The sequence below is a fragment of the Bacillus sp. TH25 genome (assembly GCF_016650935.1).
In the GTDB taxonomy this organism is placed as follows: Bacteria; Bacillota; Bacilli; order Bacillales; family Bacillaceae_G; genus Bacillus_A; species Bacillus_A mycoides.
The window spans coordinates 856,922-870,630 of record NZ_JAEKEU010000039.1 but is presented as its reverse complement, the minus strand read 5'-3'; the positions used below and the strand labels follow the sequence as shown (position 1 = coordinate 870,630).

Annotated in this window: 17 protein-coding genes; 6 read left to right on the top strand and 11 right to left on the bottom strand. The window is 35.6% G+C overall.

What is annotated here, in order from left to right; all coding sequences use genetic code 11:
* Positions 1 to 321: 321 nt before the first annotated feature.
* Together JFT89_RS28520 and JFT89_RS28515 are read right to left on the bottom strand one after the other, a co-directional pair.
* Positions 322 to 1,500: an FtsW/RodA/SpoVE family cell cycle protein gene (locus JFT89_RS28520; protein WP_016096193.1), complete on the bottom strand. Its 1,179-nt coding sequence runs from the start codon at positions 1,498 to 1,500 to the stop codon at positions 322 to 324.
* Positions 1,501 to 1,625: 125 nt separating this feature from the next.
* On the bottom strand, positions 1,626 to 1,913 hold the full coding sequence (locus tag JFT89_RS28515; RefSeq protein WP_000135698.1) for an Fpa/YlaN family protein: 288 nt from the start codon (positions 1,911 to 1,913) through the stop codon (positions 1,626 to 1,628).
* 150 nt (positions 1,914 to 2,063) lie between these two features.
* Between JFT89_RS28515 and JFT89_RS28510 the strand changes: the two genes are divergently transcribed.
* Positions 2,064 to 2,561: a molybdopterin-binding protein gene (locus JFT89_RS28510; protein ID WP_002066913.1), complete on the top strand. Its 498-nt coding sequence runs from the start codon at positions 2,064 to 2,066 to the stop codon at positions 2,559 to 2,561.
* 49 nt (positions 2,562 to 2,610) lie between these two features.
* On the opposite strand, the gene JFT89_RS28505 is transcribed toward JFT89_RS28510, so the two are convergent.
* Positions 2,611 to 3,939 carry a PhoH family protein gene (locus JFT89_RS28505; RefSeq protein ID WP_002066912.1) on the bottom strand — a complete coding sequence of 443 codons (1,329 nt, stop codon included), beginning with the start codon at positions 3,937 to 3,939 and terminating at the stop codon, positions 2,611 to 2,613.
* A gap of 246 nt (positions 3,940 to 4,185) precedes the next feature.
* Complete coding sequence (locus JFT89_RS28500; RefSeq protein ID WP_002014791.1) at positions 4,186 to 4,641, bottom strand: PNPOx family protein; 456 nt, start codon at positions 4,639 to 4,641, stop codon at positions 4,186 to 4,188.
* Between the two features lie 145 nt (positions 4,642 to 4,786).
* Between JFT89_RS28500 and JFT89_RS28495 the strand changes: the two genes are divergently transcribed.
* Positions 4,787 to 4,987 carry a YlaI family protein gene (locus JFT89_RS28495; RefSeq protein ID WP_002088318.1) on the top strand — a complete coding sequence of 67 codons (201 nt, stop codon included), beginning with the start codon at positions 4,787 to 4,789 and terminating at the stop codon, positions 4,985 to 4,987.
* A gap of 35 nt (positions 4,988 to 5,022) precedes the next feature.
* Here JFT89_RS28495 and JFT89_RS28490 read toward each other — a convergent pair whose 3' ends face one another.
* The 3 genes from JFT89_RS28490 to typA form a co-directional block, all read right to left on the bottom strand.
* The gene (locus JFT89_RS28490) at positions 5,023 to 5,298 is read right to left on the bottom strand and encodes a hypothetical protein (RefSeq protein ID WP_002014793.1); all 276 of its coding nucleotides are present in this window, start codon (positions 5,296 to 5,298) and stop codon (positions 5,023 to 5,025) included.
* 17 nt (positions 5,299 to 5,315) lie between these two features.
* The gene (locus JFT89_RS28485; RefSeq protein ID WP_002066917.1) at positions 5,316 to 5,618 is read right to left on the bottom strand and encodes a YlaH-like family protein; all 303 of its coding nucleotides are present in this window, start codon (positions 5,616 to 5,618) and stop codon (positions 5,316 to 5,318) included.
* Between the two features lie 159 nt (positions 5,619 to 5,777).
* Positions 5,778 to 7,622: a translational GTPase TypA gene (gene typA, locus JFT89_RS28480; protein WP_002066916.1), complete on the bottom strand. Its 1,845-nt coding sequence runs from the start codon at positions 7,620 to 7,622 to the stop codon at positions 5,778 to 5,780.
* 140 nt (positions 7,623 to 7,762) lie between these two features.
* Here typA and JFT89_RS28475 point away from each other — a divergent pair, with 140 nt between their 5' ends.
* Positions 7,763 to 7,942, top strand: a complete 180-nt coding sequence (locus JFT89_RS28475) for a DUF5325 family protein (protein WP_000400127.1) — start codon at positions 7,763 to 7,765, stop codon at positions 7,940 to 7,942.
* A 44-nt stretch (positions 7,943 to 7,986) separates the two neighbouring features.
* Here JFT89_RS28475 and JFT89_RS28470 read toward each other — a convergent pair whose 3' ends face one another.
* Together JFT89_RS28470 and JFT89_RS28465 are read right to left on the bottom strand one after the other, a co-directional pair.
* Positions 7,987 to 8,778 carry an inositol monophosphatase family protein gene (locus JFT89_RS28470; protein WP_002033721.1) on the bottom strand — a complete coding sequence of 264 codons (792 nt, stop codon included), beginning with the start codon at positions 8,776 to 8,778 and terminating at the stop codon, positions 7,987 to 7,989.
* Positions 8,779 to 8,866: 88 nt separating this feature from the next.
* Entirely contained in the window at positions 8,867 to 9,055 is a 189-nt protein-coding gene (locus JFT89_RS28465) for a hypothetical protein (protein WP_002121995.1), read from the bottom strand.
* Between the two features lie 205 nt (positions 9,056 to 9,260).
* On the opposite strand from JFT89_RS28465, the gene JFT89_RS28460 reads away from it, so the two are divergent.
* Positions 9,261 to 9,887: a YktB family protein gene (locus tag JFT89_RS28460; protein ID WP_002014864.1), complete on the top strand. Its 627-nt coding sequence runs from the start codon at positions 9,261 to 9,263 to the stop codon at positions 9,885 to 9,887.
* 80 nt (positions 9,888 to 9,967) lie between these two features.
* On the opposite strand, the gene JFT89_RS28455 is transcribed toward JFT89_RS28460, so the two are convergent.
* A complete protein-coding gene (locus JFT89_RS28455) occupies positions 9,968 to 10,237 on the bottom strand; it encodes a UPF0223 family protein (RefSeq protein WP_002066915.1) in 270 nt (89 codons plus the stop codon).
* Positions 10,238 to 10,620: 383 nt separating this feature from the next.
* Between JFT89_RS28455 and speA the strand changes: the two genes are divergently transcribed.
* Together speA and JFT89_RS28445 are read left to right on the top strand one after the other, a co-directional pair.
* A complete protein-coding gene (gene speA, locus JFT89_RS28450) occupies positions 10,621 to 12,093 on the top strand; it encodes an arginine decarboxylase (RefSeq protein WP_016096192.1) in 1,473 nt (490 codons plus the stop codon).
* A 618-nt stretch (positions 12,094 to 12,711) separates the two neighbouring features.
* Positions 12,712 to 13,542, top strand: coding sequence for a protein-glutamine gamma-glutamyltransferase (locus JFT89_RS28445; RefSeq protein WP_002066931.1), 831 nt, complete (start codon positions 12,712 to 12,714; stop codon positions 13,540 to 13,542).
* Between the two features lie 37 nt (positions 13,543 to 13,579).
* On the opposite strand, the gene JFT89_RS28440 is transcribed toward JFT89_RS28445, so the two are convergent.
* The gene (locus JFT89_RS28440) at positions 13,580 to 13,708 is read right to left on the bottom strand and encodes a GapA-binding peptide SR1P (protein WP_000536785.1); all 129 of its coding nucleotides are present in this window, start codon (positions 13,706 to 13,708) and stop codon (positions 13,580 to 13,582) included.
* Position 13,709: the final 1 nt, after the last annotated feature.

Here is a 13,709-nt window from a genome sequence, read left to right as displayed (position 1 = left end):
CTATTTTCCTACCACTCTAGAGATAAAATACATACACACTCTAAAGAGCGTGAAGTTCTTCACTTTCTACATTATATTATACTTAGAAAGCTTCACTTTATTTTTATCCATCATACCTTATTTTTCAACAAATGATAAGTTTTCTGATCAATTTGTTTCACAAAAATAGTATAGCATACCTCTTCCTTTTCTAACAACAATATTGTATATCACATTAACTTAAATGTAATATACTTTTCGTTTTAAAACAATCAATATTGTATCACATTTAAAACCTAACAAAATAAAAAACACATTGAACTCTAGAGCTCAATGTGTTTTTTATTTTACAACAACAAGATGCGGTCCACCTTGTTCTATTTCGTTAGTCAATTTGTTTTGTTGTTTCTCTTGTCGTTTTACATAACTAGCAATATTTAACAGTATACCCATTGCAAGCAGATTAGCTAACAAAGAACTCCCACCATAACTAACAAATGGTAATGGTACCCCTGTAAGCGGTATTAACCCAGACATACCACCGACATTAACAAAAGTTTGAACTCCAAACAAACTTGCAATTCCAATTGCTATTAAACTTCCAAATGGATCTTTACACTTTTGTGCAATTCTAAATGCCCGAATAATAATAAGTAATAAACAGATTAAAATGACAGCTACACCTATAAAACCAAGTTCTTCAGATATAATTGCCATAATAAAATCTGTTTGCGGTTCTGGTAAGTATCCATATTTTTGCACACTGTTCCCTAACCCTCGACCATTTAGCCCTCCTGAAGCAATTCCAATAAAAGAATTTATTAATTGGAATCCATCATTCTGAGGATCATTAAATGGATCAAGAAAAACGGAAAAACGTGCCTTTTGATACTTGCTTAATGCATAATTCCCGAGAAAATATAGTGCCGGAATCCACACTATGGCAGTTAAAACGATTCGTTTTATCCATAAATTAATCCGTACCCCCGAGCAAAGAAACATAATTCCAACCGTTCCCGCAATTAATAAATCGGTACCTAAGTCATTTTGCTTTAAAATTAAAAACATTGCCAATCCAACAAAACCAAGCGTAAGTCCCGATCCTTTAAAAACAGGAGTATCTGTCTCTTGTCTTCTCGCAAAAAAACGAGCTAATATAATAATAATCGATATTTTAACAAATTCAGCGGGCTGTATACCTAATATCCACCCTTTTGCACCGTTTACTTCCTTACCGAAAAACAAGGCTGCTGCTAATAAACCAATACTACCTATTCCCATTGCTATTAAAACTATTCGCTTCCTCCAAAGTTTATAAGGAATAGCAATGATAATCGCTAACATTATCGCTCCAACAGCTAGAATTAATACTTGCCTATTAAAAAAGAAATCCGCTGGTTTCCCATGCTTCGAAATCGCAACAATGGAACTAGAACTATATACCATTATTACTCCCAGCACACATAAGATAACAAGAGGAAGTAATAAGGAATAATCCATCGATTTCCATACTTTTTTCATTTCATTTCCTCTTTCTGTTTCAATTTAATTATTGTTGTATTCCATATGTATATAGGTTCTTCCTTCTTTATTATACAAATAAAAAGCCCAAACTATTTCAGTTTGAGCCCCCTTATTTGAACCCGTTATTGTTGTTTGTTTGTAAATGCTTCATGAAGTGCAGACAACTCACGTTCGAGCTCTCCTAACATTGCTTTCCCTTGTTCTTCTGCAATAAGACCAAGGCGAACCGCAAAATCGACCTCGCGGGATAGTCCAAACATTTGTGTGTCTAAAACTTCTTCATATAATGGACATTGCGGCATTGTAAGATTGTCCATTTGTACCTTAATAAGTCTTAAAATCTTCTCTGCATCCGCTTGTAGAAGGGCTAGTGCCTTTTCCTGATGATTTGATACTGTCTCAGACGCCAAATTGATTCCCTCCGTTTCCGTCCTACTCTCTCATATCTATTAATATTAGCGATAGTTTTAATAAATTGCAATAGAAACATTTTTTGTGACAACAGTGTCTAATACTATTATACTGAAAAGTGGGAGTATAACACAAATGGGGGAACAACAATGAGCGAAATTTTATTTATTAATGGAAAAGTTCGTTTTCCAATCACTATCGATCCAACTGTATGGATTTTCGATGATCGAAAAATAGATTTGACAACCTACTTTGATGAAACTAGAGAGGAATCATCCGAATTAGAAACATACTTAAAACATACTTCAGAGCATTGGGATCGCGAAATCCGTGATGGTGCTGCCTTCCCACCAATACAACAAAGTGTAAAGAAATATAAAAAAGAACAGCTTATTAACGGGACATTTGGCATACCGCTTCATCCATTTCTAAAAAATGCTGAAATTTTAGAAGATGCTACTCATGTCGAAATTGAAACCACAGACAATACAATTACACTTCCGTTAGAAACAGCCCATAAAGCTATTCTTGGTTTTTCAAAAGAAGGTAAACCATTACGAGAAGACGGGCCTGTTCATCTATATTTCCATGATGGATCTAATAGACAAAATCCGATTCGTAACATCCGTAAATTTACAATCGTTTAAATTGTATAATTAAAAGGCAAAAAAGGAGTGAGCTTAAGCTCACTCCTTTTTATAATAAATCCGCTGCTAGTTGTGCTAAATTAGAACGCTCTCCTTTAACAAACTTTACATGACCACTAATACGTTGTTCTTTAAACTTCTCTACAACATATGTTAAACCGTTATTATATTCATCTAAATACGGGTGATCAATTTGCTGAGGATCCCCCATTAATACAATCTTACTTTTTTCGCCTACCCTTGTTAATATCGTCTTTACTTCATGCTTCGTTAAATTTTGTGCCTCGTCAATTATAATGAACTGGTCTGGAATACTTCTCCCGCGTATATAGGTAAGCGCTTCTACTTCAATCGAACCCATTCCAGCTAAAATAGCATCTAGCTCCCCAGGCTTTTTCGTATTGAATAAATACTCTAGATTATCAAAAATCGGCTGCATCCACGGTCTTAATTTTTCCTCTTTCTCTCCTGGTAAATAGCCTATATCTTTCCCTACCGGTACAATTGGTCTCGCGACAAGTAGTTTTTTATATAACCCTAAATCTTCCGTTTGCATTAGTCCCGAAGCTAATGCAAGTAACGTTTTTCCTGTACCGGCTTTCCCTGTTAACGTTACAAGTGGAATATCTTCCCGAAGTAGCAATTCTAATCCCATAATTTGCTGCACGTTTCGCGGACGTATCCCCCACACTTGTTCATTGTGAAAAATAAGTTTCTTTACCTTCTTACCTAAATGATCCACAATCCCAAGTGCAGAACTAGAACCCCCTAGTGCATCTTTCATTACAACAAACTGATTTGGATAAAAAGGATGATTTGCGATTTCAGATAAAGGTAGTTCACCTTTTTCATAAAAATAATCTAACTGTTCTTTTGATATATACCCTTCTAAAAATCCTGAATATATATTTTCCACTTCGATTACTCGGTCACTTAAATAATCTTCGGCCTTCAAACCAATTGCATCAGCTTTTACCCTTACGAGTACATCTTTACTTACTAAAATAACTGATTTCCCGTCCTCTTTTTCTTGTTCTTCTAAAGAGAGGTTTTTCGCTACCGCTAAAATTCGATTATCATTTGTTTTTTCTACAAAAATATCTTGCAGTTGAACAAATGAGCGATGATTTAATTCAATACGAAATGTACCGCCGTTTTCTAACGGAATACTTTCATGCAGCTTTCCTATTTCGCGAAATTTGTCGATTAACTTAGATACATAGCGAGCATTTCGTCCTACTTCATCCATATAACGTTTTTTCGAATCAACCTCTTCTAATACAACTGCTGGAATCACTACTTCATTTGTTGCAAATGAAAAAATAGATAAAGGATCCTGCAAAAGTACATTCGTATCTAACACATAAATTTTATCCAACCTGTTACCCCCTGACTCCACTTTTAAATTTGTAGAACAAGGGTTTCATCCATAAAATATGGACGAACCATTGTTATAATTATATGTACCGTAAAAACGAGGTAGAATCGAAATTCATAGAAATTAAACCTTTTCTTTATTTTTTATTCATTTCTATTCAATATATTACTTTTTATTATAATTTTTCACATTAAATCACAATACTCACTTGTAAAAGTTTATGAACGATGTTCCTATTCATCTTCTTTATAATTCTTTCATTCCTACTAATACTTGGTTATCAAGCTTTTTAGCTGCTCGAAGATCATATGTTTTTTCATATGTTGGTTCAGTAGCAAGTTTCGCACCATAAAACATAACATCACGAACTTCTTGTACATTCACTTCTACTACCGTTAATTTTAGAGGAATCCCTTCCATTCTATCTGTTAAAATTTCACTTTCACCACTTATGGAAAATACGGATTCATTCGCCATTATAGTCAATACAACCCCTGCACTATGCCGTATATTCCCCACAATACGTGAGCGTTGATCTACCGCAAATCGAATACTAGTTTCACTCACTGCATATACCCAAGAAATAGCACTTACATTAGGAATTTGTTTTTCGAAATCTGTTGTTGCTATCATAACGATACACTCTTTACGCAAAGATTGTACTAAATCACCTGTCAATGTAGGCTCAACTACATTCGCCATATTTCCACCTCCAAATATTATTTATATATCCTTATCATAACCTATTTTTCAAATTGCGAAAATATTATTTTTTCCCGCTATTATTCAAAAACATTATACTTCCATGATATACTTATACTGATAGAATTCGTATTGAGGTGACGAAATGAGAGTCAAATGTATGATTTGTGATAAAAAAGATATGTTAGATGACGAAAATCCTATGGCAAAAAAACTGCGTAATCGCCCTATTCATACATATATGTGCATGGAATGTACGGAACGAATTGCAGAGCGTACTACGGAACGCCATGCGAGTGGTAATTTCCGATTATATCGTGATAAAAAAGTAGAAGACGATTGGTAAACCGGAAATAAGTCCTTAATCATATAGATAAGGACTTATTTGTATTTTTCTGGTTCACGATTCATCTGATCCAAAAAACAATCAATGGCTTCTACCGGAAATCTTGCACACCTTATTTCTCCATCAATTTCATATGTAATCAAATACATTTCCTCGTTCTTTTCAACTTCTACATTTCGTAATTTATGCTCTTCATATATCATATTTTGAAATAATACATACGTTTCTTGTGCAGCTCTATCATCTGGACGTGCTTCCGCAACCGTTTTAATTGTTAACCAATTATATAATGCATCTTGTACTGAGCGCATGAAAGCCCCTCCTTTTTTCACCCTGTTTTTTGTTGTTTAGCTTGACGTAAACGCAGTCTATAAATTCCAAGTACAATTGCCGCTACAACGAGCCCCTCTCCAACGGGTAAAAAAACTGCAAAAAAAGTTAATACCGTGCATCCAATTGCTAAAGATGTATATATCACTATATTTTTTAGTACCGATAGCTTCCTTGCAAATCCTAAATTATATACAAGTGCACTTAATAAAATTATTGTTCCATAAAGCAACCACATCCCTAACTCTGGATTTTCATCAACTTTACAAAGTTTCGCGAAAAATGACATTCTTTCTAACACTATCTTTCACCCCTTCTCATGAAACAAGTTCTCTTTATGTACTTAATACAAGAGTAACTCGCAAAAAAAATACTGTCCACAAAAAAGAGTAAATATTCTAAAAAATAAACAAAAAACAAAAAAACAGCTACCTTTATAAAAGGTAGCTGTTCTATTATTTTATGCTTCAACAGATTTCTTTTTCTTAGCAGCTCTTTCGCGCTCACTCTTATCAAGAATCTTTTTACGTAGACGAATTGATTCTGGAGTTACTTCACAGAACTCATCATCGTTTAGGTACTCTAATGACTCTTCTAAAGTCATTAAGCGTGGTTTTTTCATTGATGAAGTTTGATCTTTCGTCGCAGAACGAATGTTAGTTTGTTGTTTCATTTTTACAACGTTAACTGTTAAATCATTCTCACGTGTATGTTCTCCAACGATCATACCAGCATATACTTCTGTACCTGGTTCAACGAAGATTACACCGCGATCTTCAACTTGCATAATACCATATTGTGATGCTTTTCCTGTGTCAAGTGAAACTAGAACACCTTGGCGACGTCCACCCACTTGTCCAGCATGTACTGGTTGGTAGCAATCAAATGTGTGGTTTAAAATACCATAACCACGAGTTAATGTTAGGAATTCTGTTGTGTAACCAATTAACCCACGTGCTGGAACCATGAAAGTAAGGCGAACTTGACCGTTTCCGTTATTCACCATATCTAACATTTCACCTTTACGTGCGCCCATTGATTCCATAATAGAACCAGTGTATTCTTCAGGAACATCGATTTGTACGCGCTCTACAGGCTCACTTCTTACGCCATCGACATCTTTAATAATTACTTCAGGCTTAGATACTTGTAGTTCATAACCTTCACGACGCATGTTTTCAATTAAGATAGATAAATGTAACTCTCCGCGTCCAGATACGATCCATGCATCAGGAGAATCTGTATTATCTACACGTAAACTTACATCTGTCTCTAATTGTGAACGAAGACGCTCTTCAATTTTACGAGAAGTAATGAATTTACCTTCACGACCTGCAAATGGGCTGTTATTTACAAGGAATGTCATTTGTAATGTTGGCTCATCAATACGTAATAATGGTAAAGCCTCTTCATGCTCAACCGGACATACCGTTTCACCTACGTTAATGTCTTCCATACCTGAAACAGCTACTAAATCTCCAGCTTTTGCTTCTTCAATTTCTTGACGTTTTAATCCAATGTAACCAAATAATTTAGTTACACGGAATTGTTTTACACTTCCGTCAACTTTCATTAATGCAACTTGTTGTCCTACTTTCATTGTACCGCGGAATATGCGTCCAACCCCAATACGACCAACATAGTCATTGTAATCAAGAAGTGCTACTTGGAATTGAAGTGGCTCTTCGCTGTTATCAATTGGTGCTGGAATATGTTCAATGATTGTGTCAAACAATGATTTCATATTCTCTTCTTGATTTGCTGGATTTGAATCTAAGCTTGCTGTTCCGTTCATTGCTGATGCAAATACAACTGGGAACTCTAATTGATCTTCGTTTGCACCAAGTTCGATGAATAAGTCAACTACTTCATCAACTACTTCATCAGGGCGAGCGAAGTCACGGTCAATTTTGTTTACAACAACGATTGGAGTTAAGTTTTGCTCAAGAGCTTTCTTTAAAACAAATCGTGTTTGTGGCATACAACCTTCATATGCATCAACTACAAGTAGAACACCATCAACCATTTTCATGATACGTTCTACTTCTCCACCGAAGTCAGCGTGACCAGGTGTATCTAAAATGTTAATTCTTTTATCTTCATAGTGAATCGCAGTATTCTTCGCTAAAATTGTAATACCACGTTCTCTTTCTAGATCATTTGAGTCCATTGCGCGTTCTTCAATATGTTCATTCGCACGGAACGTCCCCGCTTGACGTAATAACTGGTCAACAAGTGTTGTTTTACCATGGTCAACGTGGGCAATAATTGCTATATTTCGTAAATCTTGTCGTTTTTTCAACATGTCCAACTCCTAATGTCTTTTTAATCCTTCTCTATTATAAGAGCGAAGGGGATACAATGGCAATCAAAATAAAATCAAGAATGAAAATATAGTTGTATTCTTACTTTTGTGAAAGTAAAATAAGATTGGAGGGTGAAGAAATGGAACACATTCAATATCGCTTTTTATTAACAGCAATTATCGGTGTTATCTTCTTAATTGGTATCGGAATTATGATTGCTGAAAATAGTCCCATCGGCATTATTATTTGCATTATCGGCACATTTGTTACAGTTGGATACGGTTTTGTAACAAAAAGAAAAATGCGTAAATCGCAATAACATTAAAAAGTAAGAAGCTTCTTTATGCCTCTTACTTTTTTTCATTATTGCGATACAAATGGTAATAATTCTTCGTATACTCCTGGTTTTGCAACTAACACACTGCTTTTCTCTACAATAGAAAGAGGCGTTCCCAAGAACGTTGTCACTTTACCGCCAACTTCCTCTACAATAATCTGTCCCCCGCCAAAGTCCCATGGCGATAAGCGCGGTGTTACATATGCGTCTAATCTTCCCGTGGCAACATATACCATTTCTAACGCTGCACAACCATATGACCTCGTACCTCTCGCCTTCTTAACGAGCATCATCATTTTTTCCATATTAAGCAATGGATTATCAGTAAGCCATATCGCATTCAAAGCTATAACTCCATGCTCTACCGTTCCTTTTTCCAACATGGGAATAGCTAAATCATTGCAAAAAGCCCCTTCTCCCTTTACCGCATGATATAGTTCGTCATGAACTGGATCATAAATAAGACCAATCTTTCCGATACCGTTCTCATAAATCCCGATTGAGATTGCGAAATTTCTTTTTTGATGAACAAAGTTCATCGTGCCATCAATTGGATCAATTAACCAAACAACCCCATTAGAAGAGGTAATCTCATCTCCATAGCCTTCTTCTCCTAAAATATTATGAGCCGGGAATGTTTCTTTAATTTTCCCAATTAAAAACTGCTCCGTTTCTCGGTCCATATTTGTTACTAGATCAGCTGCATTTGACTTTGTTTCTATAATAAGTGTTTTTTTCAGTGACGCCATTAATTGTTCTCCGGCTTCTCGAATCCACTGTTTCGCGTGTGTATCGATGTCTTTCCATACTTCTTGCATGTTTAAACACTCCGATCTATACTGTTCACAGAAAAAACGAACCCTTTATAAGGTTCGCACCAACTAATTATTTATACATATACTATTATTACGCTTCTAAACGGATCATTTCAAGTCTTAACACTTCTAATTTTTGTACGCACTCTTCTTTTTTCTGTTTGTCGTTATCCATCATCGCATCATATAAAGTTGCTAATTCATAATCTAGCTCCAAACGTAGCACCGGAATTCTCTTTTCAGCATCTGTTCTCTTTAACGCATTAATCACCTGTCTCATTTTTTTGCCTCCTCCCAATATTCGTCTGCCCTCGGACTAGAATTGATTCAATTTTCTGATTTTTTGTTTTATACTATACTATGTTGGATAAATCATCTATGCAACAAAATTATATTTTTTTATTTAAATTTTTTTGTGATGTTTTTTTTATGAATAGTACAAGCTATGCTAAAATTAAAACAAAATAGGAGTTGGAGGAACAATCATGACACTACAAACATTCACATCAACTGATTTTGAAGTCTTTACTGTTGATGGTCTTGAAGAACGAATGAGCGCAATTAAAACGAATATTCATCCTAAGCTAGAAGCTTTAGGGGAACAATTTGCAGAATATTTATCACAACAAACTGATGAAAACTTTTTCTACCATGTAGCAAAACATGCACGCCGCAAAGTCAATCCACCAAACGATACTTGGGTTGCTTTTTCAACAAATAAACGTGGATATAAAATGTTACCACACTTTCAAATTGGTTTATGGGGTACTCACGCCTTCATATACTTTGGTTTAATCTATGAGTGTCCACAAAAAGTGGAGACGGCTCACGCCTTCTTAGAACATTTAAATGATTTAAAAACAAATATTCCAAATGACTTCGTTTGGTCCATTGACCATACTAAACCAGGTGTAAAACTACATAAAACGCTTGAAACGGAAGACTTACAAAAGATGATTGAACGTTTAGCTACTGTGAAAAAAGCAGAGTTATTAGTCGGTATTCATATATCACCAGAGGAGTTTTCAGCAATGACCAATGAACAATTCCTTGCTAAGATTGAATCTACGATGCAACCACTCCTTCCTTTATATGCACTTTGTAATCGATAGTAGAAAACGGACAATTTATATTGTCCGTTTTTAGTTGTTATCACATTATAGCACTTCATATTTTATTTTTCAAAATATTTTCACATTTTAACGATCTTTTTTTCTGCTACTTCCTTTGCTTTTTGAATCGTACGATATATAGAATATCCACTTACTTCTTGAAATTCTTTATCAATTTTTTTCTCCGCTGCCTTCGATGGCACAATCTCTTTAAAACGACGATATAATTCCATCAAATCTTCTCTCAAAACTCCTTTTTCGTATACCTTTTCAATCGCTTCATAAAACTTTACAACTGCTACCATTTCTTCATTTGACCAATTGTAATCAAGTGGATATTGATATTCCATTTTTACACCTCATTCAGTATTCTTTCTTTTTCCATTATGCTACCTTTAAGACAACCTTTTATTCTTCACTATAGCCACTCTGCATTATACACCATTTATCCATTTCAATGGAATTGTCTTCCTCTTTGCAGTATTTAAAATATAACTATTAAACATACTCACCTTGAAAATGCGATTTTTCTATACATCTATAATTATTGGTGATATAATGCTTTTGTTTTATAGAGAATAAAGTGAGACTACCATCCCCAAAAAGGCTTTTGCGAATGGCAGAAAAACAAGTCAAGTTCTAAAAGTTTGCCATCTTAATTTGCTTTTAGAATGAGATGAAATCATATAAAACAAACTCTAATAAATATTACGAAGAAGAAGGGGTGTATAGATTGTCCCAATACGAAACACCATTGTTTACCGCTTTAGTTGAGCACAGTAAGCGAAATCCAGTTCAATTCCATATTCCTGGTCATAAAAAAGGGCAGGGCATGGATCCTACATTTCGCGAGTTTATTGGGCATAATGCATTAGCAATTGATTTAATTAATATTGCGCCGCTCGATGATTTACATCATCCAAAGGGTATGATTAAAGACGCACAGGATTTAGCAGCCGCTGCTTTCGGTGCAGATCATACGTTCTTTTCTATTCAAGGTACAAGTGGTGCAATTATGACAATGGTGATGAGCGTTTGCGGCCCTGGGGATAAAATCCTTGTGCCACGGAATGTGCATAAATCAGTAATGTCCGCTATTATTTTCTCAGGTGCAAAACCAATTTTCATGCATCCTGAGATTGATCCGAAGCTCGGTATTTCACATGGGATCACAATTCAATCTGTCAAAAAGGCTCTTGAAGAGCACTCAGATGCGAAAGGCTTACTTGTTATAAATCCAACATATTTTGGGTTTGCTGCAGACTTAGAGCAAATTGTAGAATTAGCTCATTCTTACGATATTCCTGTACTTGTTGATGAAGCTCACGGTGTTCATATCCATTTTCATGATGAACTGCCGATATCAGCTATGCAAGCGGGTGCAGATATGGCAGCAACAAGTGTTCACAAATTAGGAGGGTCTTTAACCCAAAGCTCTATCCTTAATGTAAAAGAGGGTCTTGTTAACGTAAAACATGTTCAATCCATTATTAGCATGCTTACGACTACATCAACTTCTTACATTTTGTTAGCATCTCTTGATGTTGCTAGAAAACGTCTTGCTACAGAAGGAACAGCTCTCATAGAACAAACAATACAATTAGCTGAGCATGTTCGTAATGCTATTAATGCTATTGAACATCTTTATTGTCCTGGAAAAGAAATGCTAGGAACAGATGCTACTTTTAACTATGATCCTACAAAAATAATTGTATCTGTAAAAAATTTAGGTATTACAGGCCATCAGGCTGAAGTATGGCTTAGAGAACATTACAACATTGAAGTAGAACTCTCTGATTTATATAACATACTTTGTCTTATCACATTTGGAGATACAGAAAGTGAAACAGATACACTTATTACAGCATTACAGGATTTAGCAGCAACATATAGAAATAGAGCAGACAAAGGTGTTCAAGTACAAGTAGAAATACCTGAAATACCTGTGCTAGCACTTTCTCCTAGAGATGCTTTTTATTCAGAAACAGAAGTCATTCCATTTGAAAACGCAGCAGGTCGTATTATAGCTGATTTTGTTATGGTTTATCCGCCAGGGATTCCAATCTTTACTCCGGGGGAAATTATTACACAAGATAACTTAGAGTATATTCTTAAAAATTTAGAAGCTGGGTTACCTGTACAAGGTCCTGAAGATATGACATTACAAACATTACGTGTTATTAAAGAGTACAAGCCTATCAGTTGATAGGCTTTTCTTTCACCTTTTTTCTCTTTTTTCATACGATACTAAAGAATTTGACATTCCCACCCTAATGGGGCAAGCTGACTAACATCAGTGGGATTCTTGCTACCTAAGGCGAAGTCCATTTCTGGTATCGCTGACGTGCAAGATTGCGGTGTGCCATCACCACTCTCACAACAGATCGTATAGGTTCGTGAGCTACGGTACTATACCATAACCGTACAGATTCGTGTTCAGGTGTTTTAGCGTCTTGTTCTTGACGACACATATCATTTTACCGATAGCTTGAATTCGGCTATCGAACTCCCTATGCTATCTTTTTTCAAAGAACACATTGGCGTTTTAAAGACTTGTACTTGTCTGTAGTTAAAGTCTACCAAAATATAAAGTGAAACTTTAATCAGTGGGATTTTGTTCATCCCCACTGATTATTAGCCTTCACCAATCGGGCGTTTACGGGCAGCAGGGCTCCAGCCGAATTTTGAGGTGGAATTCTTACTGCCCGCAAATAGCGGGATAAATGTTTTTCTATGAAAAAGCGATACTTTCATCCTATGTCTAAAGTCCAATATAGGATTTCCCGTATCGCGAAATCTGTAACGTATAGGTGGGGATACCATTATGATTGTGATAGGCCGTTCTATTGTACACCCTTATATCACAAATGAATATGAGCCATTTGCAGCTGAAAAACAACAGATTTTATCCATAATGGCGGGAAATCAAGAAGTTTATTCCTTCCGAACAGCCGATGAACTCAGCTTTGATCTTAATTTACGAGTTAATATTATTACTTCCGCGCTAGAACTTTTTCAAAGTGGATTTCAGTTTCGTACGTTTCAACAATCTTTTTGCAACCCTCAGTTTTGGGAAAGAACATCACTTGGCGGATTTCAACTACTCCCAAACATAGCCCCTTCCATTGCCATCCAAGATATTTTTAAAAACGGAAAACTATATGGAACTGAATGTGCCACCGCAATGATTATCATTTTTTACAAAGCATTACTATCATTATATGAGGAAAAAACTTTCAACCGTCTATTCGCAAACCTCTTACTTTATACATGGGACTACGATCGCGACTTAAAGCTCATAACAAAAACGAGTGGCGATATCGTTCCAGGTGACCTCGTTTACTTTAAAAACCCACAAGTTAATCCAGCTACGATTGAGTGGCAAGGAGAGAATACAATCTATCTAGGAAACTTCTTTTTTTACGGACATGGCGTAGGCGTAAAAACGAAAGAGGAAATTATTTATTCATTAAATGAACGAAGGATTCCTTATGCTTTTATTTCAGCTTATTTAACCGATTTTATTACTCGTATTGATAGCCGTATGATGAGCCAATATGCCCCTCCTAACACGCCACAAACATCAATAGGATTTATTCCTATTAGAGATGATGCAATTGTTGCAACAGTCGGACATACAACTACAATCTATTAAAAAAACGCCTACATGTGTAGGCGTTTTTTCTTAATTATTAAGCTTTTGTATGTTCTTTATGGTCACATTCGCAATGAGATCCACATTTCCCATAAAGTACTGTTGATTTTTCATCTTCAAAATGTGCGATTGTTCCTTCACAAACTTGGCATACGATTGTTCCCATC

What these genes read in the sequence shown, in the direction of transcription:
- JFT89_RS28520 (WP_016096193.1), bottom strand. Translation starts at nt 1,500, where the DNA reads ATGAAAAAAGTATGGAAATCGATGGATTATTCCTTATTACTTCCTCTT.
- JFT89_RS28510 (WP_002066913.1), top strand. Translation starts at nt 2,064, where the DNA reads ATGAGCGAAATTTTATTTATTAATGGAAAAGTTCGTTTTCCAATCACT.
- JFT89_RS28500 (WP_002014791.1), bottom strand. Translation starts at nt 4,641, where the DNA reads ATGGCGAATGTAGTTGAGCCTACATTGACAGGTGATTTAGTACAATCT.
- JFT89_RS28495 (WP_002088318.1), top strand. Translation starts at nt 4,787, where the DNA reads ATGAGAGTCAAATGTATGATTTGTGATAAAAAAGATATGTTAGATGAC.
- JFT89_RS28490 (WP_002014793.1), bottom strand. Translation starts at nt 5,298, where the DNA reads ATGCGCTCAGTACAAGATGCATTATATAATTGGTTAACAATTAAAACG.
- typA (WP_002066916.1), bottom strand. Translation starts at nt 7,622, where the DNA reads ATGTTGAAAAAACGACAAGATTTACGAAATATAGCAATTATTGCCCAC.
- JFT89_RS28475 (WP_000400127.1), top strand. Translation starts at nt 7,763, where the DNA reads ATGGAACACATTCAATATCGCTTTTTATTAACAGCAATTATCGGTGTT.
- JFT89_RS28470 (WP_002033721.1), bottom strand. Translation starts at nt 8,778, where the DNA reads ATGCAAGAAGTATGGAAAGACATCGATACACACGCGAAACAGTGGATT.
- JFT89_RS28465 (WP_002121995.1), bottom strand. Translation starts at nt 9,055, where the DNA reads ATGAGACAGGTGATTAATGCGTTAAAGAGAACAGATGCTGAAAAGAGA.
- JFT89_RS28460 (WP_002014864.1), top strand. Translation starts at nt 9,261, where the DNA reads ATGACACTACAAACATTCACATCAACTGATTTTGAAGTCTTTACTGTT.
- JFT89_RS28455 (WP_002066915.1), bottom strand. Translation starts at nt 10,237, where the DNA reads ATGGAATATCAATATCCACTTGATTACAATTGGTCAAATGAAGAAATG.
- JFT89_RS28445 (WP_002066931.1), top strand. Translation starts at nt 12,712, where the DNA reads ATGATTGTGATAGGCCGTTCTATTGTACACCCTTATATCACAAATGAA.
- JFT89_RS28440 (WP_000536785.1), bottom strand. Translation starts at nt 13,708, where the DNA reads ATGGGAACAATCGTATGCCAAGTTTGTGAAGGAACAATCGCACATTTT.